Raw genomic sequence first — 23,391 nt, forward strand, 5'->3', positions numbered from 1 at the left:
GGCGCGTTGGGACCTCCGAGATGAGATCCCTCCGGCAGCGCCACGACCCGCCCGACGGGGCGGACCCCGCGCCCGTCGATCGCGACGCACGGATGCGACGGACGGCCGAGCCCCTGGCGGCCGGCGAGCAGCACACCGCCCCGCGCTGGGCGCCCGCGCCGCCGATGCCCGCCCCCGGCGGCGGCTCCGGCAGCGGCGACCTCGGGGCGCTCGCGGGCATCCTCCGCCGCCGGCTGTGGATCGTCGTCCTCGCCGTCGTGGCCACCGCGGGTGCCGCGTTCGCCGTCGCGAGCCTGCAGGAGGACGAGTACGAGTCGACGTCCACGCTCCTGTTCCGCCCGCTGATGCTCGACGTGCAGCTCAGCGGCGTGCCGCTCCAGGTCCCCGGCGACGCCGACCGCGACGCGGAGACGAACCGCCGCGTCGTCTCGCTGCGCGCCATCCGCGAGCGCGCCGCCGCCCGGCTCGGCGGGCGGATCGACGCGAGCACGCTGGAGAAGCGCCTGACGATCGCCGCCGAGGGCGAGTCGAACCTCGTCACGATCACCGCGACCGGCACCACCGCGCGGCGCGCGAAGCGGATCGCGGACGTGATGGCGGCGGAGACCGTCGCGTTCCGGCGCGAGCTCGTGCAGCGCGAGCTGGCGAAGGCCGAGGGGGAGCTCGCGCGCGAGTTCCGCCGCTCGAGCTCGCCGGCCCGCCGGCGCCAGATCTCCCGCCAGCGCCAGCAGCTGCGGACGCTCCGCGCGGTCCAGACTGGCGACGTCCAGCGCGTCGAGACCGGCGAGCTGCCGACCGAGCCGTCCGCGCCCAAGCCGCTGCGCGGGGCGGTGCTCGGCGGGTTCGTGGGGCTCCTCATCGGGCTCGGGCTGGCGATCGCGGTGGAGCAGCTCGACCGCCGTCTCCGGCGCCCCGCCCAGCTCGTCGAGGCCGCCGGCCTGCCGCTCCTGGCGAGCGTCCCCCGCTCGGCCCGGCTGCGCAAGGGTGACGGCTGGAAGGCAGGTTTGCCGGAGGCCGAGGCGGAGGCGTTCCGGATGCTGCGCGCGAACCTGCGCCACTCGGGCGGCTTCGCCGGCGGGCTGCGGTCGGTGATGGTCACGAGCGCGGGCCCGGACGCGGGCAAGACGACCGTCGCGCTGCACCTCGCGGCGGCGGCCGCCGCGGCGGGGCAACGGGTGCTGCTGATCGAGGCGGACCTGCGCCGGCCGAAGCTCGCGAAGCTGCTGGGCTCCGCGGCGACCGGCAAGGACACGGGCCTCGTCGCCGCGCTGCAGGGGGCGGGGCTCGACGCGGCCGTGCAGGTCAAGGCGCACGGCGGCGCGACGTTCGACGCGCTGACGGCGGGGACGAGCGGGAGCGCGGGCGGCGGCGAGCTGCTCGACTCGCCCGCGATGGAGGAGCTGCTCGGCCGGGCCGCCGCCTCGTACGACCTGGTCATCGTCGACGGTCCGCCGCCCGCGCTGGTCGCGGACGCGATCGGGCTGCTCGTGCAGGTCGACGGGGTCGTGCTCGTCGGGCGGCTCGGCAAGGACGCGCGCGCCCAGGTGGTCGCGCTGCGGCGGGAGCTCGACCAGCTCGAGGCCCGCGCGGTCGGCGTCGTCGCGACGTTCGCCCGCAAGGGCGGCGGGGGATACGCGACCGCGGCCTGACGGCGCCGCCGCTCGCCGCCCCGCCCGTCGCTCGCGCCATGGCCGCCGGCCTCACCACCCGTCCCGCGCTCCCGCCCGTCGGGAGCGAGATCAGGACGACCGCCGCCACTGCCGCCCTCGCTCTGGGGGCGGCAGCGGTGATCGTCCTGCGGCCGGACCTCCTGCGCGTCCTCTGCGCAGTGATCGTCACGGGAGTGCTGCTCGCGCTGGTGCTGAGCCGGCCACGCGCCGGCATCGCGGCGACGCTCGCGTTCCTCGTGGTCCTCGCGCTCTTCCGGCGGCTGCTGATCGCGGACGCGGGTTGGGGCGGGCCGGATCCCCTCGTGCTGGTTGGACCAGTTGTCGCGACTGGTTTGACCACTCGGCTGTTCGTGCTGGAGCGGCGGCCGCTGCCGGCAGACCGGCTCTCCCAGCTGGTCCTCCTCGTCCTGGCGCTGACCGTGCTGCAGGTGGCGAACCCGTTCGGCGGCGGGCCGCTGGCCGGGCTCGCCGGCCTGCTGGGGATCGGCGTGCCGCTGCTGTGGTTCTTCGCGGGGCGGGAGCTGGCCGACGCGCGGCTGGTCGGCGGCGTGCTGGCGCTGGTCGTCGGGCTCGGCGCCGTCGTCGCGACGTACGGGCTGTGGCAGACCGAGATGGGCTTCCCGGCGTGGGACCAGGCGTGGCTGCTGGCGACGGGCTACGACGCGCTCAACGTCGGCGACGACGTGCGGGCGTTCGGGACGTTCTCGTCGTCGGCCGAGTACGCGCTCTTCCTCGGCAGCGCGCTGGCGGTCGCGGCCGGCCTCGCGCTGCGCCGGCACCCGCTCGCGCTCCTCACGGTCCCGATCCTCGCCGCCGCGCTCTTCCTCGCGTCCGCGCGCGGCGCGCTGGTGACGACGGTCGTCGGCGTCGTGGTGCTCGCCGCGCTCGCCACCGGCCGCGCCCGCACCGCGCTCGTGGTCACCGTCGCCGCGCTGGCGCTTGGCGTCGCCGCGCTCTCGGCGCTCGGCCCGGCGCTGACGTCGAGCGCGAACAACAGCGGCAGCGACCTCGTCAGCCACCAGGTCGGCGGCGTCACCGACCCGCTCGACCCCGCCGACTCGACGCTCCTCATCCACGTCGGGATGGTCGTCGAGGGCATCGAGCGCGGGATCGCGCAGCCGCTGGGCTCCGGCCCCGGCTCGGTGAACCAGTTCGGCGGCGCGTTCGGCGCGGAGGCCGCGGCGACCGAGGTCGACCTGTCGAACGCGTTCGTCGCGCTCGGCCTCGTCGGCGGGCTCGCCTACCTGGCGCTCGTCGTCGCACTGATGCGGAGTGCCATCACACTGGCACTCTCGGGCCACCGCCTGATGCTGCCGATCCTCGGCGTCCTGCTCGTCGGCCTCGGCCAGTGGCTCATCGGCGGGCACTACGCGCTCGCCCCGATCACCTGGCTCCTGCTCGGCTACGTCGCGCGCGAGGCGCACGCGGCCCGTCACCCCGGTTCCCTCCACGAGGAGCGTCCATGAGCGCACTGCGCGAGGCCGCGAAGGCCGTCCTGCCCCTGCCGGTCCGCGAGCGGGTGATCGCGCGCCGCGCCGACCGCCGCCGTGTGCGGGAGCACCTCGACCTCTACGGGCCCGCCCGGCCGATCGACCTCGCGCCCGTCGCGCGCCTGCGCAGCGCGCCGCTCGACGAGCTCGCCGACCCGCAGCGGCTGGAGGCGCTCCTCCCCGAGCTCGGGCTCAACGACGAGCACCTCGACCAGTTCCCCGCCGCCCTGTACCCGCACTGCGGCACCGGCCTGCGCCACTGGCAGTACCCGAGCCAGTTCGCGCCCTACCTGGCGGAGCTGGCCAAGCACGACGTCCGCACGTACCTGGAGATCGGCACGCGCCACGGCGGCACCTTCGTCCTGACCGTGGAGTACCTGCAACGGTTCTGCGCAGTCCGGCGCGCGGTCGGGATCGACATCCAGCCGGCGGCGGGGCTGGAGGCGTACGCGCGCGAGCACGCGCACGTGGAGGCGATCACGGTGTCGTCGCGCGAGCCACGGTTCGCGTCGCTCGTCCGCCGCGGTGCGCCCTGGGACCTCGTGCTGATCGACGGCGACCACGGCGAGGAGGCGGTCCGCGCGGACTACCGGCTCGTCCGCGACCACGCGAACATGCTCGTCTTCCACGACATCGTGAGCTCCGCGGTGCCGGGCGTCGGGATCGTGTGGCGCGAGGCGCAGGAGGAGCTCGCGGACGGTTGGACGTTCCACGAGTTCACCGCGCAGTACGACGAGGTCCAGCGCCGCCTCGGCGAGCCGTTCCTCGGCCTCGGCCTGGCGATCCGTCACGAAGCGGTCACACCCTGACCTGATTCGTCCTTAGGGTCCGCGCCATGGACTTCAAGCTCGAGTTGATCGCCGTCCCCGTCTCCGACGTCGACCGCGCCAAGGACTTCTACGTCCAGGCCGGCTTCAACGCCGACCACGACCACGTCGTCTCCGACGAGGTGCGCTTCGTGCAGTGCACGCCGCCCGGCTCGGCGTGCTCGATCGCGTTCGGCAAGGGCCTCTCGCCGATGGAGCCCGGCTCCCTACAGGGTCTCCAGGTCGTCGTCGCCGACATCGAGGCGGCGCGCGAGGAGCTCGTCGGGCGAGGGGTCGAGGTGAGCGAGATCCAGGACTTCCCGTGGGGCCGCTTCGTCCACTTCTCCGACCCCGACGGCAACGGCTGGTCGGTCCAGCAGCTCCCCGCCTGGTCGGCGTGAGGTCGCGCTAGGCGGCGGCGAGGATCGGCACGATCTCGGAGAGCTCCGAGACCACGTGGGTCGCGCCCGCGGCGCGGAGGGTGGACGCGTCGCGGGAGCGGGCCAGGCCGATGCGGACCGGCACGCCGTGGTCGGCCGCGAGCCGCATGTCGGTGGGGGAGTCGCCGACGGTGGCGGCGTGGCCGGTCCAGCGGTCGGCGGCGATCCGCTCGTCCATCGCGTCGAAGTGGTCCGGGCCCTTGCGGCAGCCGGCGTTCGAGCCGAGGACGAGCGAGAAGGCGTCCCAGCCCGACTCGGACAGGACGCGGTGGGCGCGCTCCTCGGGGGAGCCGGTGGAGAGGATCAGGTCGGCGCCCTGCTCGCGGAGCGCGCGCAGCGTCGCGCCGGCGTCCTCGTACGGGAGCGTCGGGAGCTCGTCGTTGAGCTCCTCGAGCCGCGCGAGGAACGCGACCGAGGCCTCCGCCGCGTCGTCGCGCGTGTAGCCGAGCGCCTCGAAGATGTTCAGCGCCGGCTGGCCCGGGCGCGTGTCGCAGACCGCGTTGACGACCTCCGGCGAGACGCCGCGGGCGGCCGCCACGTCGCAGAACGCCTGGCGCACCGCGTCCGAGTGGACCAGCGTGTCGTCGAGATCGAAGATGACGTAGCGGACGGCCATGGTCTTCCTGACCAAGGGGTCGGTCGTCCTCTGTGGGCCCTGAACACCGGTTGGACGCGCGGACGGGTGTTGGGGTGCCAACCCCGCGCGGCCTGGCGCCCGTGGCCTCGTCGCTCCGTTCCGAGCGGGGTCTCCGCGGCGCGGCTCAGGCGGGAGTCCAGCGCTGGAGCGGCCACTCCAGCGCCTCCGGCCAGGCGTGCAGCGCGGGCTCGTGCCGGCGGACGAGCTCCTGCGTCAGCGCCTCGACGGTGTCGAACGCCGCGGGCTCGACCGGCTCCTCCAGCCGCACCGTCGCGATCCGCCCGCGCGGGTGCATCGTCATCGGGACGATCGGCGCGCCGGTCTTCAGCGCGATCTTCGTGATGCCGCCGCTGACGAGCACGCGCCGGCCGAGGACCTCGACCTCGGTCGTGCCCGGCAGGTCGATCGCGACCGCGACGTTCTCGCCCCGTTCGAGCAGCGTGACGATCCGCCCGAACGACCCGGCGGCGCTGAAGCAGCGGCCGCCGTCGTACAGGCACGTGAGGTGCTGGCGGTCGCGGTGGCCGTGGTAGCCGGGCGTCGGCTCCTCGAAGTAGAAGGGGCCGATCGGCGCGTTGATGCGCGGGAGCCCCTGGCGCGCGAACGAGCCGGTGATCCCGACGTACGGGCCGTGGTGGAGGAAGTGGAGGAGCGCGCCCCGCTTCTCGTCGCGCAACTGCGCAAGGACTGCGCGGCCCTCGATCTCCAGGCGCCGCGTCTCCCACGGCCGCCAGAGCAGCTCAGAGCGCTTCGCCGTCTCGTACACGTGGCGCTTGGCGAGCGCCTCGACCTCGCCCGCGCGGTCGCTGCGGCCGACGACGAGCTCCATCGCCTCGATCGCCGCGGCGCGGCCGCCTGCGCTCCGCCGCCAGAAGACCTCGGACCGCGCCCGCGTCGCCGCCAGCGCGAGGTGCAGGGGAACTGCGCGATGCGCGCGCGTGTCGGCGTAGAGTCGCGCCGCACGCCCGATCGGGGGCAGCGGCGGCAGCTCGTCGAGCGCCGGCGGCTCCTGGTCCGGCTCGATGACCTCGGTGCGCTCCAACGTCGCCATGCTCAGCCTCCCCCTCGCGTCCTGAATGCCGGAGCCGATTCTGCGCACTTCCTCCGCAGCGCGCGGCAGTTCGGCCGGCGACGCGCGGGGCCGCGGACCGACCGTGTGCGCGGTCGTGGTCACGCACGACCGGCGGGAGCTGCTCGCGGGCTGCATCGAGCGCCTGCAGGCCCAGACCCGCCCGCCCGACCGCGTGATCGTGTTCGACAACGCCTCGTCCGACGGGACGACGGAGTGGTTGGACCAGTTGGGCGACCTGGTTCGACCGGTGCGCTCGGACGAGAACCTCGGCGGCGCGGGCGGGTTCGCCGCGGGGCTGGCGGCGGCGCACGCGGAGGGGTTCGACTGGATCTGGCTCATGGACGACGACACGTGGCCCGAGCCCGAGGCGCTCGCCGCGCTCCTCGCCGCCGCCGAGCGCGCGCCGCAGACGCCCGACCTCCTCGCGAGCGTCGTCCGCTGGAAGGACGGGACGCTGCACCCGATGAACGAGCCGTGGTTCGCGTGGCGGCGCCGGGCCGAGCTGGTCGACGGCGTTGCGCGCGGGCTGGTTCAGCTGCGCCACGCGACGTTCGTCTCGCTCCTCGTCCACCGGCGCGCCGTCGACGCGCACGGCGGCCCGCTCGCGCACTACTTCGTCTCGACCGAGGACTTCGAGTGGACGGGGCGCATCCTCCGCCGTGGGGTCGGCTACCTCGTGCCCGACAGCGTCGCCCTCCACAACACCGTGGAGGCGCACTCGCCCGGGATGGGCCCGCGCGACCGCTTCCACTGGTTCGTGCGCAACTCGTTGCTGATGCTGCGCGGTCCTGCGCTGTCCTGGGTCGAACGCGTGCAGTACGTGCGGATGGCGCTGCGGTTCGTCCGCGGCTTCCTCGCGCGGCACGGGTGGGAGCGCGAGGCGTGGCGCGTGGTCGCGCGCGGCGTGTGGGCCGGCCTGCGGGACCCGGTGCGATGAGCGGCGGCGTCGTCTCGGTGTGGAGCGCGGCGGAGCTGGCCGACGCGGTCGCGAGCGGCGCGGACGCCGCGTGGGTGATCGCGCCCGGCCTGGAGCCGGCGGACGGGGCCCTCGACGCGCTGCGGGCGGCGGTCGACGGGGGAGCGGGGCTCGCGGTGGGGCTGGTGGTCGCGAACGGGACGGCGACGACGGCCGGGCCGGCGGGGGAGAGCGGGCCGGCGGCGGGGACTGCGCCTGGCGGCCGGCCGGTCGAGGCGCTCCTCCCCGGCGCACCGGAGGGCGACCCCGAGCGCATCATCGCGCTCGCGCGCGACCACGTCCTCCCGCTGCGGTGGACGCCGCTCGTCCACGCGCTCGTCCGGCGGGACGTCGTCGAGCGGTTCGGCGTGCCTGACGGGGCGCGGTTCGGGCCGCTGGCGGACGTCGTGTGGAGCGCGCGGGTGCTGCGGGAGGTCGACGGCGTGCTCGTGCCGGCGGCGCGCGCGACGCTCACCGCGCCCCTCCCCGCCGCTCGCGTCACGCCGCGCTACGCCATCCGCGCCGTGCGCGCCGGCGCGCTCACGCCCGGCGAGGCGCTGCGCCGCAGCGTCGCGTCGACGAGGTCGAGCACCGCCGCGTCCTCGAACTTGCGCGCGTAGAGGTCCCCGCTCGCGGCCAGCGCCGGGAGGTCGGCGGCGCCCAGCACGCGCGGGTGCTTGACGTCGACGCCGGCCGCGAAGTCGACGTGGTGCAGGTCGTCGCCCGTCACCCGCTCCGCGTGCGGCCCGCTCATCACCACCGTCTGGAAGAACGTCTCGTCGGGGACGAACGAGCGGCGGAAGAACCGCTCCACCTCCGGGCGCGCGTCGACGAGCTCGACCACCCATCGCGCGACGTCCGCCGGCAGGCACCAGAACTGCCCGCCGCCGTGCGGGCGCAGCCCGGACGGGAGCTGCCGCCGCGGCCACCACGGCACCGCGCGGTTCGGCAGCGACCAGGCGCGCGAGGGCTGGAGGTACCAGCGCTCCAACCGGTCGAGCCCGCCGCCGTCCGCGAATCCCGGGCGCGGCATCGGCCACGACTCCAGGAACACCGCGCCGTCCGCCGCCGCCAGCCGCGCGGCCATCGCGTCGCGCGAGACGATCGGGTAGTCCTGGCCGGAGAGGAGGCAGACGTAGTCCGGAGGGTCGCCCTGCATCGGCGCGAGCGCCTCCCGGATCCCCGTCAGCGCCGCCTCGACCATCCCGAACCCGCCCCACCGGCACGCGCTGCGCGGGATGAGCCGCGCCCCCGAGCCGTGGAGCGCCGCCGCGAACGGCGCGACGTCCACCCGCGCGTCGACGTGCACGAGCACGCTGTCGTCCGGGTGCGCGAGCGCGTGGGCCAGCCGCCCGAGCTGCGCGGGCAGGCGGTGCGCGAGGACGACGTGCGCGACCCTCATCGGAACCGGCTCGGCGGCGGGGACACGCAGGTAGATTCGCGCACATGGCGACAGGGATGAGCCAGTGGCTGCGCGAAGTCGTCACACGTCGCGGGCCCGTCGTGCGCTGCGAGGCGTGCGGGGGCGCGCTCTTCCGCGGCGTTCCCGTCGTCTCCCGCGGCCAGGTGAAGCTGCTGGGCGCCGACGAGGCGCTCGTCCGTGTCGATTTCGCAACCACCTCGCGGCTGAGCTTCCGCCACGTGGATCTCGGCGACTGCCGGCGTGACGCTCCTCACCGTCCTGCTTAGCCATCTCCCGCCCGCGGGCGTGGAGGCGTCGCTCGACCACCTCCGCGCGATGCTGCCCGCATGCCGGCTGGGCGTCGTCCACGGCGGAAAGCGCGAGGACTTCGACGCGCTGGCGTTGGAGGAGAAGGTGTTCACCACGGATCCCGGCCTGCGCGGCCCGGCGGCGACCGGGCAGTCCTACAACGAGGTCTTCGCGCTCGTGTGGGAGGAGCTCGTGCGTCCCCACGGCGACGTCGACCGCGTGCTCTTCCTCGAGTTCGACCACGTGCCGCTGCGACGCGGGCTCGACGACCGGCTGGGCGCGGCGATGGACGCGACCGGCGCGGACCTGCTCGGCAAGACCTGCGCCGACCGGACGGGGACGAACTGGTGGCACCGCGTCCGCTTCCGCGACGACCCCGCGCTTGCGCAGTTCCTGCGCAGCGTCTCCGTGCGCGAGGATCGAACACGGATCTGGGGGATGCTCGGCACCGGCTTCGTGATCTCGCGCCGCGCGCTGGAGGCGTTCTGCGCCGTCGCCCACCACGAGGGGATCTACAACGAGCTGTACGTCCCGACGCTCCTGCATCACCTCGGCTTCCGCTGCGTCGACGTCGACGCGCACGACCCCGATCTGTACGCGCACGTCCGCTGGTCGGCGCCGTACACGACGGCCGAGGCGGTCGCCCTGCGCGACGCCGGCGCGCTGGTCGTGCACCCGCTGAAGGCGGCCGACGCGCTCGCGGTGCTGGTCGGCGCGGCGCCCGTGGGGGAGCCGGCGTGACCGCGATGCGGCGCGCGGCGGCGGCGCTGCGGCACCCGATCTCGCAGAACGCCGCGGCGCTCGCGTGGGTCCAGGCGGCGACGTTCCTCGTCCCGCTCGTCACGCTCCCGTACCTCGCGCGGCAGCTCGGGGAGACCGCCTTCGGCCTCGTCGTGTTCGCGCAGGCGTTCGGGTTCCTGCTCGGGCTGCTGGTCGACTTCGGCTTCGCGGCGTCCGCGACGCGTGCGGTGGCCGCGGCCCGCGACGACCCCGCGGCGCTGCGGCGCGTGGTCGGCGACGTCGTCGGCGCGAAGCTCGCGATGTGCGCGGTCGCCGCGGTCGTCGCCCTCGCGGCGCTCGCGCTCGTCCCCAAGCTCCGCGACCACCCCGACCTCCTCGCGCTGGCGCTGCTCGCGGCGGTCGCGCAGGGGCTCACGCCGGGCTGGTTCTTCATCGGGATCGAGCGCCCGCGGCTCGTCTCGTTCCTCCAGCTCGCGGTGCGCGCGGCGGCCGCGGCGCTGACGTTCGTCCTCGTCACCGGGCCGGGCGACGCGTGGATCGTGCTCGCGCTGTACGCCGGCGGCGCGGTGGTGGCGGCGATCGTCGTGAACGCGCTGCTGCTCCGCGCCGTCCGGCCGACCCGCCCCGACGTCGCGGGCGCGGTCCGCGCGCTGCGGGAGGCGAGCGTGCTCTTCCTCGGCAGCGGCGCGCTGGCGCTCTACACGAGCGCGAACGTCGTCGTGCTCGGCCTCGTCGCGCCGGCCGCGCAGGTCGCCCACTTCGGGGCGGCGGAGAAGGTGCTGCGCGCGGTGCAGGCGCTGGTCGGCGCGGGGACGACGGCGGTGTTCCCGCGGCTCGCGCACCTCCAGGCGACGGGGGAACGTGCGCGAGCTCGTGCGCTTCTCCGGATATCGCTATTCGTGCTCGGCGGCGGTGCGCTGGCGTGCGGCGCGGTGCTCGCGCTTGCCGCGCCGTGGCTCGTGGAGCTCGTCTTCGGCCCCGGCTACGACGAGGCGGTCCCGGTCCTGCGCATCCTGGCGCTCGGGGTGCTCCCGCTCGCGACGGTCGCGGGCGTGCTCGGCGGCGGCTGGATGGTGTCGCTGCGGATGGATGCGGCCGTCGTGCGCGTCGTGGTGTGCGCGGCGCTGGTGAACCTCGTCCTCGGCCTCACGCTCGCGCCGCTGCTCGGGCCGGAGGGGATGGCGTGGTCGCTCGTGGTCGCGGAGGTCGTCTCGCTGAGCGGGTGCATCCTCGCGATCCGCCGCGCCGCCCGCACCCCCGCCTCGCCCGCCTCACCCTCCGCGCGCACGTCCTCGTCGCCCGCCGCGCCGTCTGCGCCAGCGCCTCTCCCGCCCGACGGCGCGCCCGCGGCCCCCACCGCCCTCTCTCCGGTGGGGGAGCGGTGAGGCTGGTGGCGCTCTGCGCGGCGGCGGCGCTGGCGCTTGTGGGATGTGGAGGCGAGGGCTCCACCTCGCCGCCGAAGCGCGACGCGCTGACGTACGACGGCGACGCGCCGCTGCGGACGGCGGCCGAGCCGCCGGTGCGCGCCGGGGACCTCGCGGTCGAGCGCGTCTCGTTCGCGGCGTTCGACGGCGAGCGCATCCCGGGCCTGTTCGCGCGGCCGGCCGGCCGGCGCGTCCGCGGCGCGCCGTGCCTGCTCGCCGTTGGCGGCCTGCGCGGGCGCAAGGAGAACTTCGACCAGGTCGCGGAGGGCGCCGCGCAGCTCGGCATCCCGGTGCTGGCGATCGACGCGCGCAGCCACGGCGAGCGCGGGTCGCCGGAGCAGATCGACGCGATCGTGCGTTCCGCGCCTCGGCTTGCGCAGTTGCTGCGCGAAACGGTGCTCGACCTGCGCCGTTCGGTGGACTTCCTCACCACCCGCCCCGAGTGCGACCCGGAGCGGATCGGGTTCCTCGGCGGCTCGCTCGGCGCGCTGGCGGGGGCCGTGCTGGCGGGGCGCGACGACCGCGTGCGTGCGGCGGTCCTCCTCGTCGCGGGCGCCGGGTGGCGGGAGATCTTCCAGGCGCAGGACCTGTTCCTGCCCGGCGTCGAGGACGACGACGACGCGCTCGACGAGGCCGTCGCGGAGTTCGCGCCGTACGAGCCGGCGCGGTGGATCGCGCGGATCGCCCCGCGGCCGGTGATGATCGTCAACGGCAGGGCCGACCAGTACGTCCCGGTCGCCGACGCCGAGCGGCTGCAGCGCGCCGCGCGCGAGCCCAAGGAGACCTACTGGTACGAGGGCCGCCACGACTGGACCTCGTACCCCGACGTGCTGCCCGCGGTCGGGGCCTTCCTGCAGCGCAACCTGGTGGAGGCGGGCGCGTGACCTGCATCCTGTGCGGCACCGAGCCGCCCTTCCGGCCCTTCTACGCGCGCGACGGATGGACGATGGTCCGCTGCCCGTCGTGCCGGCTGGTCTTCCAGCACCCGCAGCCGTCGGACGAGGCGCTCGCCGCGACCTACTACCACGACGCCGAGTGGACACGCGAGATCGAGCACGAGCTGCGCGGGCTGGTGGAGCAGCGCGCCCGCGCGAACCACGGTCTGCTGCGCGCGGCGGGCGTCGTGCCGGCCTCCGCGAAGGCTGCGCAGTTCGCCGTCGCAACCGGAGGGGAGGCCTCCACATCCGCGCCGCGTGCGCTGGACGTCGGCGCGTCCTCGGGCGCGTGGCTGGAGGAGGCGGCGCGCGAGGGGTGGCAGGTGACGGGCGTCGAGCTGGGCGCGGCCACGGCGGAGGCCGCGCGCACCCGCGGCCTCGACGTCCGCACGGGGACGCTGGCGGACGTTGCGCCGCAGCTCGACGCCGGCGGGTTCGACCTCGTCACGTTCTGGGACGTCCTCGAGCACCTGCGCGACCCGCGCGAGGAGCTCGCGCTGGCCCGCTCGCTCCTCGCCCCGGGCGGTGTTCTCGCCGCCGCGATGCCGAATGTCGAGGGCTGGTACCCGAGGGCGACCTACCGCCTCCTCGCGCGGACGACCGGCCGGTGGGAGTACCCCGAGCTGCCCGTCCACCTCTACGACTTCGCGCCCGCGACGATCACGCGCCTGCTGGAGAACGCGGGCTTCGGCGACGTCCGCGTCCGCACCTACGCGACGCCCTTCTGGTACTACCGCTGGACCTCGATCTCGCCCGGCGTGCTCGGCCACGGGCGCAAGGGGCGGCTGCTGCGCGCGGCGTTCGAGGCGCTCGCGATCCCGATCTACCCCGCCGCCACGCGCGCCGACCGCGGCAACGCGCTCTTCGTCACCGCGCGCCGCTGAGCAGCCCCTCGACCAGCCCCGCGCCGCGCGCGACGCCGTCCTCCACGCGCATCCGCTCACCGACCGCGGCCGCCGCGGCGACCGTCTGCGGCGCCGCGAGGAAGCGGAGGGCGTCCCGCAGCTTCGGCACGTCTAGCGCGTGGCGGGGGATCGGCTTCGGCCCGGCGCCGATCGCGGCGACGCGGTGCCCCCAGAAGAGCTGGTCGAAGACGAACGGGACGATGAGCGTGGGGCGGCCGGCGGCGAGGCCGGTCGCGGTCGTGCCTGCGCCGCCGTGGTGGACGACGGCCTTGACGTGGGGGAACAGCAGGTCGTGCGGGAGGTCGGCGGCGAGGACGTCGTCGCCGGTCTCGTCGCGCCCGAGGCCGGCCCAGCCCGGGCCGAGGATCGCCCGCTCGCCCGCCGCGCGCACCGCGTCGACGACCGTGCGCGAGAGGCCCGCGGGATCCGCCACGCGCATCGAGCCGAACCCGACGTAGACGGGCGGAGGGCCGGCCGCGAGGAACGCGTCGACGTCGTGCGGGAGGCGCGCGCCGGGGGCCGGCGGAAGCGACCACGTGCCGACCACGTGCAGGTGCGCGGGCCAGTCGGGCGGGCGCGGCGAGATCGCCTCGCTGTACCCGTGGACGATCGGAAACGGAGGCCAACCCTCCGGTGCTGCGGAGGAGGTGCTGCGACGCTGCGCAGCGGCGGCTGCCGCGCGGCGCGCGGTCGGCCGGAGCGGCTCGGTGAAGGGCTGCCTGAGGAGGCGCTCGGCGATCGGGTACGTCGCGAGGTTGAGCGGCGCGCCGAGCCGCGCGCCGCCGAACAGCACCGGCTGCGCGTGGGCGCGCGTGCGGCGCAGCGGCCCGTAGGTGACGCACAGCGAAGGGAGGCCGAGCTCGTCGGCGACGTCGCGCGCGAACGGCGCGGTCATCGTGAAGAGGACCGCGTCGGCGCCCGCGCACGCGGCCCGCACGTCGTCGAGCGAGATCTCGCTCAGCAGGCCGGCCATCGCCGCGTGCAGCGCGCGGGCGTGGGCGCGTGGACGGCGCGGCGAGAGCCTGAGGCGGAGCAACTCGGGGTGGTCGAACAGCCCGTCGGGGTCGCCGGGGAGCGCGTGGTGCCGGAGCCCGTACAGCCCGACCTCGGGCGCGAACCGCGCGTGCGTCGCGACCGTGACCTCGTGGCCGCGCGCGGCCAGCCCGGTCCCGAGCGCGACGAACGGCTGGACGTCGCCCCGCGTGCCAGCCGTGACCACCGTGACCCGCATGCCGCCGGATCGTACGTCCGCCGCAAGCCCGGCGCGCCACCTGCGTTAGGGAGGGGGATGGCGACGGCGGCGCGCGAGAGGGATCGGGGTGAGGGGCGGCGCGATGACGTGGCCTCGGCCGGCGCGGCGGCGGGCGATGCGGTGGCGGCACCGGGCGGCGTGGCGGCGGCACGCGGCGCCAGGCCCCGGCGAGCGCTCACGCTCGTGGCCTCCGACGTCGCGCCGATCGGCGGGATGGAGCGGGTCGCGTTCGAGCTCGGGCGGCGCCTGCTCGACCGCGGGTGGGAGCTGACCGTGATCGCGCGGACCTGCGAGCTCGATGGGGCGCGCCACGTGCGGCTGCGCGGCCCCGCGCGGCCCGAAAGCGTGGCGTTTCCGCTCCTGTGGTTCAGCGCGACGCGTGCTCTGCGCAGACATCGCAACGGGATCGTGCAGGCGAACAACCCGACGGTCGGGGGTGCGGTCGACGTCGTCAACGTGCACTTCTGCGAGGCGGCGTACCGGGCGGAGGTCGGCGCCTCGCGCAGCCGCCGTGCGACCGCGCTGTACCGGCTCAACTCGTGGATCGTGTCCGCGATGGGGCTCGCGGCCGAGCGCGCGGCGTACCGGCCGGCGGGCGTGCGGGCGCTGGCGTGCGTGTCGGAGGGCGTCGCGCGCGACGTGCGCGGGCACCACCCGGGCGTCGCCGACCGCGTCCGCGTGATCCCCAACGGCGTCGACCGCGCGGCGTTCGCGCCCGACCCCGCCGTGCGCGCGGCGACGCGCTCCGAGCTCGGCATCGCGCTCGACGAGCACGTCGCGCTCTTCGTCGGCGGCGACTGGCAGCGCAAGGGGCTGCGGCACGCCGTCGAGGCGATCGAGCGCGCACCCGGGTGGCGGCTCGTCGTCGTGGGCCCTGGGGACCGGACGCCCTACGCCGGCGCGCCGCGCGTGACGTTCGTCGGCCGCCAGCGCGCGCCCCACCGCTTCTACGCGGCCGCCGACGTCCTGCTCCTCCCGTCGGGCTACGAGGCGTTCCCCCTCGTCACGCTCGAGGCCGCCGCGGCGGGGCTCGCACTCGTCGTGCCGCGCATCAACGGCACCGAGGAGCTGGTCGAGCACGGCACCAACGGCTGGTTCACCGCCGCGGATCCGCACGCGATCGCGCAGCGACTGCGCAGACTTCGCGCAGAGCCGCACACGCTTGCCGCGATGCGCGAGGCCGCGCGCGCGTCGAGCGAGCGCTACGACTGGGACCGCGTCGTCGACCGCTACGAGCGGCTCTACGACGAGCTCGTGCGCTGCTGACGGCGCCGGCGCGCCTCGCGCAGCCGCCCCGCCGCGCCCGCCGCGACGCGCTCGAGCTCCGCGAGCTTTCGCGGGTCGCCCTTGCCGAGGTACGAGCGCCGCTTCTGCAGCGCGACGCGGTTCGCGGCGTGCTTGGCCTCGGCCTCCAGCTCGGCCAGGTCGGCCTCGGCGGCCGCCGCGGCGCGTGCCGAACGGTCGGACTGCCGCTTGCGCTCCGCCGTCATCAGCCGCGCCTCGGCCAAGGCGGACGACCGCTCGGCGTCCGCCTGCCGCACGGCGCCCATGGAGCCGGCGGCGTGGTTCGCCGCCCGGTGCGCGTGCGTCCGCGACCGCCAGCTCTTCGCGACGCGGCGAAGCAGCCGCAGGTGATCGTCGCTCATCGCGCCGCCGGGGGCAGGCGCTGGATCGCCGCCGCGAGCGCGGTCGTCCACGCGGGCTCCGCGGTCTCGCCGGGGTCGGCAGCGGGGATCCCGCGGAACAGCGGGAGGCCGGGCGCGTCGGCGAGGGGAAGCGGCTGGAGCGCGCCGCCGCAGGCGGGACACGCGTCGAGGTCGGGGATCCGCCGCCGGTCGAAGCGCAGGCGGCAGGGGGTGCAGCGGAGGTGGTGGGTCACGACGACCCTTTCGGACGAAGATCCGGTCCCGCCCCACCCTATCCGGTCCCCGGGGCCGCGCCGGCGGGCGGGAGCGGAAGCCGCGGCGCGACCTGCTCGACCGGCAGCGTCCCGGCGCGCCGCAGCGCGCGGTCGGCGCGGACGGCGGCCCAGGAGATCGGCGCGCGCTCGCGGCGCAGGCGCCAGGCGTCGCGCACACCGGCGCGGATCCCGCGGAGCATGTTCGCGGGGCGCCCCACGCGCACGCCGTGCACGAGCCCGCGCAGGGCGTAGATCGCGGCCGCGGCCGGCGCGTAGGGGAGGGGCAGGAGCGTCGCCGCGAGGAGGACCTCGTTGCGCCGGCCGTAGACGTCCATGCGGGTGAAGTCGCGGCGCGGCTCCTCGCGGTGGAGGATCGGGTCCGCGCGGCCGAGGCGGATCAGCCGGCCCGCGTCGAGCAGCCGCAGCGCGAGGTCGTGCTCCTCGCCCTGGTGCACCACCGCCGCGCGGAACCCGCCGCACGCGAGGAACACGTCGCGCCGCACGGCGTAGGCCGTCCCGCGGAAGACCGGCGCGACCCACACCCCGTGGTCGTCCGGCGCGCGCTGCAGCACCGCGTCCGAGTAGGTCACGTCGACGTACGGGATCGCGACGACCGCCACCCGCGGCTCACCCGCGAAGTCCCGCAGCGTGTCCGCGACGACACGCGGGGACGAGAACGTCGCGTCGTCGTCGATCGACACCAGCACACGACCGCGGCTCAGCGCCGCGGCGTCGTTGCGCCGGGCCACGAGTCCGGCGGACACCGGGAAGCGCTCGACCCGCGCGTCCGGGAACTCCTCGCGCACCATGTCCGCGGTCCCGTCGCTCGACCCGTCGTCGACCACGAGGACCTCCACGTCGCCCTCCTGCGCCAGCGCCGACGCGACGGCCTCGCGGAGCCGGTCGCGGCGGTCCTTGGTGACGATGACGACGGTCGCGGCGAACACGCGACCGCGCACGATGCCGCAAGAAAAGCGGGGCTGCGCCGTTCGGAGCCTCCGACATGGCACGAACCCTGCGCGTCGCGTACGTCGATCACGTCGCCCGGCTGTCCGGCGCGGAGATCGGGCTCCTGCGCTTCCTGCAGGTCGCGCACGGGATCGAGGCGACCGTGCTGCTCGCGGAGGACGGGCCGCTGGCCGGGGCGCTGCGCGAGACCGGCGCGCGGGTCGAGGTGCTCCCGCTCGCGCCCCACGCCCGCGACCTGCGCCGCGGCGAGGTGCGGCCCGGCGCCGCCCAGGCGCGCGCGGCGGTCGACGTGGCGAAGTACGTGGCGCGGATCGCGGAGCGGCTGCGACGACTTCGTCCCGACATCGTGCACACGAACTCGCTGAAGGCCGGCGTGTACGGCACGCTCGCGGCGCGGCGCGCTCGGGTCCCGAGCGTCTGGCACCTGCACGATCGGCTCGCCTCCGACTACCTTCCGCGCCACGCCGTCGGCCCGATGCGGGCGCTGATCGGGACGACGCCGCGCGCGGTCGTCGCGCCGTCGGCGGCGACCCTGGCGACGGCGGGGGAGCGCGGTGCCCGGCGCGGCCGCGTGATCCCCTTCCCGATCCCCCCGGCGGCGCCCGCCGGCGACGGCGACGGGCTGCGCGGCGTCGGCGACGGCGGCAACCGCGACCGCGAGCGCGCCGGGGTCCGGCGCGTGGGGATCGTCGGGCGGATCACGCCGTGGAAGGGCCAGCACGTGTTCCTCGACGGGTTCGCGCGGGCGTTCGGCGACCGGCCGGAGGTCACCGCGACCGTCGTCGGCGCGCCGATGTTCGGGGCGCAGGAGGAGGCGTACGAGCGGGCGCTGCACGAGCAGGCCGAGCGGCTCGGGATCGCGGCGCGCACCGAGTTCCGGGGGTTCCGCGAGGACGTGCCGGGCGAGCTCGCGCGGCTCGACGTGCTCGTGCACGCGTCGACGCTCGACGAGCCGCTCGGGCAGGTCGTGCTCGAAGGGCTGGCAGCCGGGCTGCCGGTCGTGGCGACCGCGGGCGGCGGCGCGGCGGAGCACGTCGAGGACGGGGTGCACGCGCTCCTGTACCCGCGGGGCGACGCGGACGCGCTCGCCGCGCGGCTGCGCGCGCTGGCGGACGACCGGGCGCTGCGCGAGGGGCTCGCGCGGCGCGGGCGGGCGAAGGCGGACGAGTTCGCGCCCGAGGCGATCGTCGACCGGATGCTGGGCCTGTACCGCGAGGTGCTGGCGTGAGGGCCGTCGTCGTCAGCCACCCGAACGTCGTGCCGCACAACCAGCTCGTGTACCTGCGGCTCGCCGAGCGCGGGTGGGACCTCACGCTCGTCGTGCCCAACCGGTGGCGCGACGACTACCAGCCCCAGGGCTTCGTGCCGCGGCCGGTGGAGGGGCTGCGGGGCACGTTCGTCCGCGCGCGCGTCGCGCGGCCGGGCGCGATCCAGCGCCACTTCTACGTCACGAACCCCGTCGCGCGGCTGAAGCGGTGGCGGCCCGACGTCCTGTTCCTCGAGCAGGAGCCGTTCTCCGTCCCCGCGCTCCAATGGGGTCTCGCCGCCGAGCGGCTCGGCATCCCGTGGGGCGTCCAGGGCGACGAGAACCTGGACCGCCCGTTCCCGCTCCCCGCGAAGGCCATCCGCGCGTGGGCGATGCCGCGCGCGGACTTCTTCGCCGCCCGCTCCCCCAAGGCCGCCGAGATGCTGCGCCGCTGGGGCGCGCGGGCGCCGATCGGCGTCGTGCCGCACACGCTCCCCGAGTGGCGCGCCGAGGCACCTCGCGACCACCGCGCGAACGGCCGCCCGTTCACCGTCGGCTACGCCGGCCGGCTCGTCCCCGAGAAGGGCATCCACGACCTGCTGGAGGCCTCGCGCCGCTTGCGCGAGGACGACGACCTCGACCACCGGCTCCTCGTCGCCGGCGACGGCCCGCTGCGCGGCGAGGTCGAGCGGGCCGGCGCGGAGGTCCGCACCGGGCTGCGCGGGGAGGCGATGCGCGCCGCCTACCGCGACATGGACGTGCTCGTCCTGCCGAGCCGCACCACGCCGACGTGGGCCGAGCAGTTCGGGCGCGTGCTGCCCGAGGCGCTCCTGTGCGGGACGCCCGTCGTCGGCTCGGACAGCGGCGAGATCCCATGGGTCGTGGGCACGACGCGCGGCGGGCGCACGTTCCCCGAGGGCGACCCGCAGGCGCTCGCCGAGGTGCTCCGCCAGCTCCACGCCGACCCCGCGCAGCGCGCCGCCTACGCCCGCGCGGGGAGCGAGGGCGTCGTGCGCCACTACACGCCGGCGGTCGCCGCGAAGGGCCTCGACGACCTCCTGCGCGCAGCACTCCGGAAGTAGGCGCAAGAAACGAACTCGTACGGCGTTCGCGCTTTCGACGGGGGCCGCACGGGGCGCGCCGCCAGGGCCAGGGGGAAGTGTGTTCGATCCGGTGCCGGACGACGCGGTCGCGCTCGTCCACGACTACCTGCTCGTACTGCGCGGAGCGGAGCGGACGTTCGACGCGATGGCGCGCTGCTGGCCGACCGCGCCGGTCCACACGCTCCTCTACGACGCCGACGCGACGCAGCACCGCTTCGCGCGCCGGGCCGTGTCGACGTCGAGCCTCCAGCGGCTCAACGTCCGCCAGGACGGGTTCCGCCGCCTGCTGCCGCTCTACCCGCACGCGATCCAGCGGCTCGACCTCGGCCCCGCGAAGGTCGTCGTCTCCAGCTCCAGCGCCTTCGCCCACGGCGTCCGGCCACCCGCTGACGCCATCCACGTGTGCTACTGCCACTCGCCGTTCCGCTACGTCTGGCACGAGCGCGGGCGGGCCGAGGCGGAGTTCCCGCGCGCGCTTCGCCCGACCGGCCGGCGCGTGCTGGAGCGCATCCGCCAATGGGACCTCGAGGCGTCGGCGAGCGTCACCGCGTACGTCGCCAACTCGCGCATCACGCAGGAGCGGATCGCCGAGTTCTACGGGCGCGAGTCGACGGTGATCCACCCGCCGGTCGCGGTCGAGCGGTTCTCCATCGGCGTTCCCGAGGACTACTTCCTGCTCGTGGGGGAGCTGGTCGCGCACAAGAACGCCGACATCGCGCTGGAGGCGGCGCGGCGGGTGGGCGCGCGCGTGAAGGTCGTGGGGACCGGGCCGGAGCTCGACCGGCTGCGCGCGCGGCACGGCGGCCACGCGGAGTTCCTCGGCCGCGTCGGCGACCGCGCGCTGGAGCGGCTCTACGCCGGCTGCCGGGCGTTCCTCATGCCGGCGGTGGAGGAGTTCGGCATCGCGGCCGTCGAGGCGCTCGCGTCCGGGCGCCCGGTCGTCGCGGCGGCCGCCGGCGGGGCGCTGGAGTTCGTCACGCCGAGCACCGGCGTGCTCGTCCCGGTGCGGGACGTGGACGCGCTCGCGGAGGTGCTGGCGTACACGGACTTCGACACGTTCGCGCCCGCGGCGCTGCGGCGGCAGGCCGAGCGGTTCTCCACCGCCGCGTTCCAGCTGCGGTTCACCAGCGAAGTCGCGCGTCTTGCGGCACGAAGCGCGCCGGAGACGCAACCGGTGGTGGCCGCGCGCGAGGAGACCGGTCGCTTCCGCCGCGGCGGGACTCCCGTGCCGGCGCCCGCCGACTAAGCCGCCGCGACGCCCAGCGCCTCGCCCAGCTGACGGCGGGACGAGATGTCGAGCTTGCGGTACGCGCTCGACAGGTGCGTCTCGACCGTCTTCTGGGTGAGGAACAGCGCCTGCGCGATGTCGCGGTTGGTCGCGCCGCCGGCCGCCAGCTCCACGACCCGCCGCTCCGACGCCGTGAGCGCCTCGACCCCGCCGAGGCGCTCGCGGCGCGGCCGCGCGCCCGCGGCCAGCAGCTCCTCGCGGCCCCGCGCGGCGAGCGGCACCGCGCCGCACCGCGCCGCTCCGTCGACGCCCTCGCGCAGCATCTCCCGCGCGGCGACCCGCTTGCCGGCCCGGCGCAGCGCGGCGCCGAGCTCGACCCGGGCGCGCGCCAGCGTCAGCTCCGCATCCGCGCCCTCCAGCACGGCGACGGCCTGGTGGAGCAGCTCGAGCTCGGTCGCCTCGCCCGGCTCGGACGCGCGGGCGAGCGTCGTGAGCGCCCGGCCCAGCGCCTGCGGGATGCCGCACGCGCGCGCGGCCTCCAGCTCGTCGGTCGCGAGCGCGCGGGCGGCGGCGCGGTCGCCCAGCGCGAGGTGCGCCTCGGCGGCGGTCGAGCGCCACGGCAGCGCCTCGGGGGAGAGCGGCGTGTCGCCGAACACCTCGCCCGCGGCGAGCGCGTCGCGCAGCGCGGCCGCCGGTCGCTCCTCTGCCAGCGCCAGCTCCGCCCGCGCATGGTGCAGCAGCGCGAACTGGTAGAGCCGCGGCCACGGCTCGGGCGGCGCCCACTGGTCGAGCAGGGCGCGGGCGTCGGCGACCTCGCCGCGGGCGCACAGCGTGACGACGGCCGGCGCAAGCAGCCACGCGCGCGCCTGCGCAACCTCGTCGGGCGGGGTCAGCTCGAACACGGTCCGCGTGTCGCTCTCGGCGCCGAGCAGGTCGCCGCGGGCGAGCCGCAGCATCGAGCGCAGGTTGCAGACGGACATGATCGTGCGGCGCGAGCCGGCGCGGCGCCCGCGCTCCAGCCGCTCGCCGAGCAGCTCCTCCAGCTCCGCCCACACGCTCGCCCGGATCAGCCCGTGGATCGCGGCCATCGCGACGCCGCCGTGGTGCTGGTCGACGCGCGGGTCGCGGATCGCGGCGAGGCACAGCTCGACCCCGAGTGGGACCGCGCGGCCGGACAGGACCAGCGCGTGGCCGAGCACCGAGCGCTCCATCGGGTGGAGCGGGCGACCGGTGTCGGTGCGGTCGAGCAGCGCCGACACGCGGGCGATCGTCGCCTCGCTGTGCGGCAGCTCCATCAGCCCGCACGAGACGAGCTCGCACTCCAGCGCGACGCGCGCCTCCTCCGGAAGCCCGTCCCACTCCAGCGCGCGCGACGCCATCGCGACCGCCTCGCGGAACTCGCCGCCGAAGCTGAGGCCGTGGACGAGCTCGAGCGCGACCTGTGCACGCTCGGGGACGTCCTCGATCGCGTCGAGCGCCGCCTCGTACAGCGTGAACGCGTCGCGGCTGCGGCGTTGCAGCTCGGTGCGGGCGAGGCTGAGCGTCGCGTCGATCCGGTCCTCCTCAGCCAGCGGCTCCTGCAGCGCGCGGCGCAGGTGCTCGGCGGCGGTGTCGTTCGCGCCCCGGCCCTGGGCCTCCTTGGCTGCGCGGAGGAGCAGCCGCCACGCGCTGTACCCGCCGGGCATCTGGGTGCCGGGAGGGACGTGGTGCAGGTGCGCGGCGACCCGCTCGACGTCGCCGCCGGCGGCCGCCAGAGCCGAGGCGGCGCGGACGTGGAGCGCGGCGCGGCCGTCGAGGTCGAGCCGCTCCAGGACCGCCGCGCGGACGATCGGGTGGACGAAGTCGAGGTCGTCGGCGCTCTCCAGGACGCCCGCCCGCGCGAGCGCGCCCGCGCCCGCGAGGGCCGCGTCGGCGTCGATGCCCGCGACCGCCGCGACCTGGGCCATGGGGGAGGAGGCGTCGAGCACCGCCAGCGCGCGGGCCACGGCGGCGGCGTCCGGGCCGGCCGCCTCGACGCGGCGGGCGACGGCGGGCGCGACGCGGTCGGGGCCGAGCTGCTCGAGCTGCGCGGCGACCTTCCCGCGCGGCTTGAGGCCCTCGTCGCGGGCGGCGCGCAGCAGCTCGCGGACGAAGAACGGGTTGCCGCCGGTGATGCGCAGCGCGGCATCGACGAACGCGGGCTCGGGAGTCGCGCGCAGCTCGTCGGCGGCCAGCACGGCGATGGCGCCGGCGGTCAGCGGCCGGGGTCGCAGGACGGTGGTGAGCGCGCCGTCGGCCAGCTCGTCGAGGAGCGAGCGGGCGCCTGGCGGAGCCTCGGGCCGGGCGGCGACGGCGAGGACGAGCGGCAGCTCCTCGGCGCGGCGGGCGAGGTAGGCGAGCCAGCGCAGGGAGGCCTCGTCGGCCCAGTGCGCGTCGTCGAGCACGAGCGTCAGCGGGCCCTCGTCGGCGAGGTTGACGACGAGCCAGTGCAGGCCGTGGAGCGCGCGCAGCTCGGCGTCGCCCTCATCCGCCGCGGAGCCCTCGCCGGCCGGCGTGCCGCCGAGCGGGACGATCGCGTGCTGCGCGGCGCCGAGGGTGAGCGTCGCGCGCCGCTCCGGGGTCGCCAGCGCGACCTCGGCCTCCAGCAGCTGGCGCGCGCACCCGTACGCGAACCCCTGCTCGAGCTGGCCGCCGCGGGCGACGAGGAGCTTGAAGTCCCGCTCGCGTGCGCGGTCGCGCAGCTCGCTCAGCAGGCTCGTCTTGCCCGCGCCCGCCTCCCCTTCGAGGAGCAGGACGGAGCCGCGCCCGGTGAGGGCGTCGGCGAGGATCCGGTCGAGGCGCTCCAGCTCGCCCTCGCGTTCCAGCAGCGGCACGGTCCTGACCCTAATCGTGACGCCCGCGTCGCGGCAAGGGGGCGTTCCAACGCGA

The 23,391-nt window shown here is 76.3% G+C and carries 23 protein-coding genes; 15 read left to right on the forward strand and 8 right to left on the reverse strand.

Features of this window, described 5'->3' with window-relative positions:
• The first annotated feature begins 20 nt into the window (after positions 1-20).
• The 4 genes from AC1UE5_RS01330 to AC1UE5_RS01345 are packed head-to-tail and all read left to right on the forward strand — an operon-like array spanning position 21 to position 4,367.
• A complete protein-coding gene (locus tag AC1UE5_RS01330; RefSeq protein ID WP_482920256.1) occupies positions 21-1,649 on the forward strand; it encodes a tyrosine-protein kinase domain-containing protein in 1,629 nt (542 codons plus the stop codon).
• A gap of 38 nt (positions 1,650-1,687) precedes the next feature.
• On the forward strand, positions 1,688-3,136 hold the full coding sequence (locus AC1UE5_RS01335) for a hypothetical protein (protein WP_482920257.1): 1,449 nt from the start codon (positions 1,688-1,690) through the stop codon (positions 3,134-3,136).
• Entirely contained in the window at positions 3,133-3,969 is an 837-nt protein-coding gene (locus AC1UE5_RS01340; protein ID WP_482920258.1) for a class I SAM-dependent methyltransferase, read from the forward strand. The genes AC1UE5_RS01335 and AC1UE5_RS01340 overlap by 4 nt, the downstream gene beginning before the upstream one ends.
• A gap of 26 nt (positions 3,970-3,995) precedes the next feature.
• Positions 3,996-4,367 (forward strand): VOC family protein, encoded by a 372-nt coding sequence (locus AC1UE5_RS01345; RefSeq protein WP_482920259.1) that lies wholly within the window; start codon positions 3,996-3,998, stop codon positions 4,365-4,367.
• Positions 4,368-4,374: 7 nt separating this feature from the next.
• On the opposite strand, the gene AC1UE5_RS01350 is transcribed toward AC1UE5_RS01345, so the two are convergent.
• Together AC1UE5_RS01350 and AC1UE5_RS01355 are read right to left on the reverse strand one after the other, a co-directional pair.
• The gene (locus AC1UE5_RS01350) at positions 4,375-5,037 is read right to left on the reverse strand and encodes an HAD family hydrolase (RefSeq protein WP_482920260.1); all 663 of its coding nucleotides are present in this window, start codon (positions 5,035-5,037) and stop codon (positions 4,375-4,377) included.
• Positions 5,038-5,167: 130 nt separating this feature from the next.
• Positions 5,168-6,094, reverse strand: coding sequence for a hypothetical protein (locus AC1UE5_RS01355; protein ID WP_482920261.1), 927 nt, complete (start codon positions 6,092-6,094; stop codon positions 5,168-5,170).
• A gap of 25 nt (positions 6,095-6,119) precedes the next feature.
• On the opposite strand from AC1UE5_RS01355, the gene AC1UE5_RS01360 reads away from it, so the two are divergent.
• Positions 6,120-7,052, forward strand: a complete 933-nt coding sequence (locus AC1UE5_RS01360; protein WP_482920262.1) for a glycosyltransferase — start codon at positions 6,120-6,122, stop codon at positions 7,050-7,052.
• Complete coding sequence (locus AC1UE5_RS01365) at positions 7,049-7,690, forward strand: hypothetical protein (protein ID WP_482920263.1); 642 nt, start codon at positions 7,049-7,051, stop codon at positions 7,688-7,690. Before AC1UE5_RS01360 ends, AC1UE5_RS01365 begins: the two co-directional genes overlap by 4 nt.
• Here the strand turns inward: AC1UE5_RS01365 and AC1UE5_RS01370 are convergent.
• Positions 7,579-8,472 carry a beta-1,6-N-acetylglucosaminyltransferase gene (locus tag AC1UE5_RS01370; RefSeq protein ID WP_482920264.1) on the reverse strand — a complete coding sequence of 298 codons (894 nt, stop codon included), beginning with the start codon at positions 8,470-8,472 and terminating at the stop codon, positions 7,579-7,581. The genes AC1UE5_RS01365 and AC1UE5_RS01370 overlap by 112 nt on opposite strands.
• Positions 8,473-8,528: 56 nt before the next feature.
• Here AC1UE5_RS01370 and AC1UE5_RS01375 point away from each other — a divergent pair, with 56 nt between their 5' ends.
• The 5 genes from AC1UE5_RS01375 to AC1UE5_RS01395 are packed head-to-tail and all read left to right on the forward strand — an operon-like array spanning position 8,529 to position 12,765.
• Entirely contained in the window at positions 8,529-8,759 is a 231-nt protein-coding gene (locus tag AC1UE5_RS01375) for a hypothetical protein (protein ID WP_482920265.1), read from the forward strand.
• The gene (locus tag AC1UE5_RS01380; RefSeq protein ID WP_482920266.1) at positions 8,734-9,522 is read left to right on the forward strand and encodes a hypothetical protein; all 789 of its coding nucleotides are present in this window, start codon (positions 8,734-8,736) and stop codon (positions 9,520-9,522) included. The genes AC1UE5_RS01375 and AC1UE5_RS01380 overlap by 26 nt, the downstream gene beginning before the upstream one ends.
• Before the next feature lie 5 nt (positions 9,523-9,527).
• Positions 9,528-10,907, forward strand: a complete 1,380-nt coding sequence (locus tag AC1UE5_RS01385) for a lipopolysaccharide biosynthesis protein (RefSeq protein ID WP_482920682.1) — start codon at positions 9,528-9,530, stop codon at positions 10,905-10,907.
• A gap of 5 nt (positions 10,908-10,912) precedes the next feature.
• Positions 10,913-11,830 carry an alpha/beta hydrolase gene (locus tag AC1UE5_RS01390; RefSeq protein WP_482920267.1) on the forward strand — a complete coding sequence of 306 codons (918 nt, stop codon included), beginning with the start codon at positions 10,913-10,915 and terminating at the stop codon, positions 11,828-11,830.
• The gene (locus AC1UE5_RS01395; protein ID WP_482920268.1) at positions 11,827-12,765 is read left to right on the forward strand and encodes a class I SAM-dependent methyltransferase; all 939 of its coding nucleotides are present in this window, start codon (positions 11,827-11,829) and stop codon (positions 12,763-12,765) included. The genes AC1UE5_RS01390 and AC1UE5_RS01395 overlap by 4 nt, the downstream gene beginning before the upstream one ends.
• On the opposite strand, the gene AC1UE5_RS01400 is transcribed toward AC1UE5_RS01395, so the two are convergent.
• Positions 12,749-14,017, reverse strand: a complete 1,269-nt coding sequence (locus tag AC1UE5_RS01400; RefSeq protein ID WP_482920269.1) for a glycosyltransferase — start codon at positions 14,015-14,017, stop codon at positions 12,749-12,751. The two genes, AC1UE5_RS01395 and AC1UE5_RS01400, sit on opposite strands and share 17 nt — an antisense overlap.
• Before the next feature lie 204 nt (positions 14,018-14,221).
• Between AC1UE5_RS01400 and AC1UE5_RS01405 the strand changes: the two genes are divergently transcribed.
• Positions 14,222-15,304, forward strand: coding sequence for a glycosyltransferase family 4 protein (locus tag AC1UE5_RS01405; protein WP_482920270.1), 1,083 nt, complete (start codon positions 14,222-14,224; stop codon positions 15,302-15,304).
• On the opposite strand, the gene AC1UE5_RS01410 is transcribed toward AC1UE5_RS01405, so the two are convergent.
• The 3 genes from AC1UE5_RS01410 to AC1UE5_RS01420 are packed head-to-tail and all read right to left on the reverse strand — an operon-like array spanning position 15,280 to position 16,885.
• The gene (locus AC1UE5_RS01410) at positions 15,280-15,684 is read right to left on the reverse strand and encodes a hypothetical protein (RefSeq protein ID WP_482920271.1); all 405 of its coding nucleotides are present in this window, start codon (positions 15,682-15,684) and stop codon (positions 15,280-15,282) included. The two genes, AC1UE5_RS01405 and AC1UE5_RS01410, sit on opposite strands and share 25 nt — an antisense overlap.
• The gene (locus tag AC1UE5_RS01415; protein ID WP_482920272.1) at positions 15,681-15,917 is read right to left on the reverse strand and encodes an FmdB family zinc ribbon protein; all 237 of its coding nucleotides are present in this window, start codon (positions 15,915-15,917) and stop codon (positions 15,681-15,683) included. Before AC1UE5_RS01415 ends, AC1UE5_RS01410 begins: the two co-directional genes overlap by 4 nt.
• Positions 15,918-15,955: 38 nt before the next feature.
• Positions 15,956-16,885 (reverse strand): glycosyltransferase family 2 protein, encoded by a 930-nt coding sequence (locus AC1UE5_RS01420; RefSeq protein ID WP_482920273.1) that lies wholly within the window; start codon positions 16,883-16,885, stop codon positions 15,956-15,958.
• 56 nt (positions 16,886-16,941) lie between these two features.
• Here AC1UE5_RS01420 and AC1UE5_RS01425 point away from each other — a divergent pair, with 56 nt between their 5' ends.
• The 3 genes from AC1UE5_RS01425 (at position 16,942) to AC1UE5_RS01435 (ending at position 20,502) form a co-directional block, all read left to right on the forward strand.
• Positions 16,942-18,135, forward strand: a complete 1,194-nt coding sequence (locus AC1UE5_RS01425; protein ID WP_482920274.1) for a glycosyltransferase family 4 protein — start codon at positions 16,942-16,944, stop codon at positions 18,133-18,135.
• Positions 18,132-19,235, forward strand: a complete 1,104-nt coding sequence (locus AC1UE5_RS01430) for a glycosyltransferase family 4 protein (RefSeq protein ID WP_482920275.1) — start codon at positions 18,132-18,134, stop codon at positions 19,233-19,235. Before AC1UE5_RS01425 ends, AC1UE5_RS01430 begins: the two co-directional genes overlap by 4 nt.
• 91 nt (positions 19,236-19,326) lie before the next feature.
• On the forward strand, positions 19,327-20,502 hold the full coding sequence (locus tag AC1UE5_RS01435) for a glycosyltransferase (protein ID WP_482920276.1): 1,176 nt from the start codon (positions 19,327-19,329) through the stop codon (positions 20,500-20,502).
• Here AC1UE5_RS01435 and AC1UE5_RS01440 read toward each other — a convergent pair.
• Positions 20,499-23,336 (reverse strand): helix-turn-helix transcriptional regulator, encoded by a 2,838-nt coding sequence (locus tag AC1UE5_RS01440; RefSeq protein ID WP_482920277.1) that lies wholly within the window; start codon positions 23,334-23,336, stop codon positions 20,499-20,501. The genes AC1UE5_RS01435 and AC1UE5_RS01440 overlap by 4 nt on opposite strands.
• Positions 23,337-23,391: the final 55 nt, after the last annotated feature.

The sequence above is a fragment of the Parviterribacter multiflagellatus genome, assembly GCF_056863265.1.

What these genes read in the sequence shown, in the direction of transcription:
- AC1UE5_RS01375 (WP_482920265.1), top strand. Translation starts at nt 8,529, where the DNA reads ATGAGCCAGTGGCTGCGCGAAGTCGTCACACGTCGCGGGCCCGTCGTG.
- AC1UE5_RS01360 (WP_482920262.1), top strand. Translation starts at nt 6,120, where the DNA reads ATGCCGGAGCCGATTCTGCGCACTTCCTCCGCAGCGCGCGGCAGTTCG.
- AC1UE5_RS01335 (WP_482920257.1), top strand. Translation starts at nt 1,688, where the DNA reads ATGGCCGCCGGCCTCACCACCCGTCCCGCGCTCCCGCCCGTCGGGAGC.
- AC1UE5_RS01400 (WP_482920269.1), bottom strand. Translation starts at nt 14,017, where the DNA reads ATGCGGGTCACGGTGGTCACGGCTGGCACGCGGGGCGACGTCCAGCCG.
- AC1UE5_RS01410 (WP_482920271.1), bottom strand. Translation starts at nt 15,684, where the DNA reads ATGAGCGACGATCACCTGCGGCTGCTTCGCCGCGTCGCGAAGAGCTGG.
- AC1UE5_RS01340 (WP_482920258.1), top strand. Translation starts at nt 3,133, where the DNA reads ATGAGCGCACTGCGCGAGGCCGCGAAGGCCGTCCTGCCCCTGCCGGTC.
- AC1UE5_RS01385 (WP_482920682.1), top strand. Translation starts at nt 9,528, where the DNA reads ATGCGGCGCGCGGCGGCGGCGCTGCGGCACCCGATCTCGCAGAACGCC.
- AC1UE5_RS01365 (WP_482920263.1), top strand. Translation starts at nt 7,049, where the DNA reads ATGAGCGGCGGCGTCGTCTCGGTGTGGAGCGCGGCGGAGCTGGCCGAC.
- AC1UE5_RS01355 (WP_482920261.1), bottom strand. Translation starts at nt 6,094, where the DNA reads ATGGCGACGTTGGAGCGCACCGAGGTCATCGAGCCGGACCAGGAGCCG.
- AC1UE5_RS01330 (WP_482920256.1), top strand. Translation starts at nt 21, where the DNA reads ATGAGATCCCTCCGGCAGCGCCACGACCCGCCCGACGGGGCGGACCCC.
- AC1UE5_RS01425 (WP_482920274.1), top strand. Translation starts at nt 16,942, where the DNA reads ATGGCACGAACCCTGCGCGTCGCGTACGTCGATCACGTCGCCCGGCTG.
- AC1UE5_RS01370 (WP_482920264.1), bottom strand. Translation starts at nt 8,472, where the DNA reads ATGAGGGTCGCGCACGTCGTCCTCGCGCACCGCCTGCCCGCGCAGCTC.
- AC1UE5_RS01345 (WP_482920259.1), top strand. Translation starts at nt 3,996, where the DNA reads ATGGACTTCAAGCTCGAGTTGATCGCCGTCCCCGTCTCCGACGTCGAC.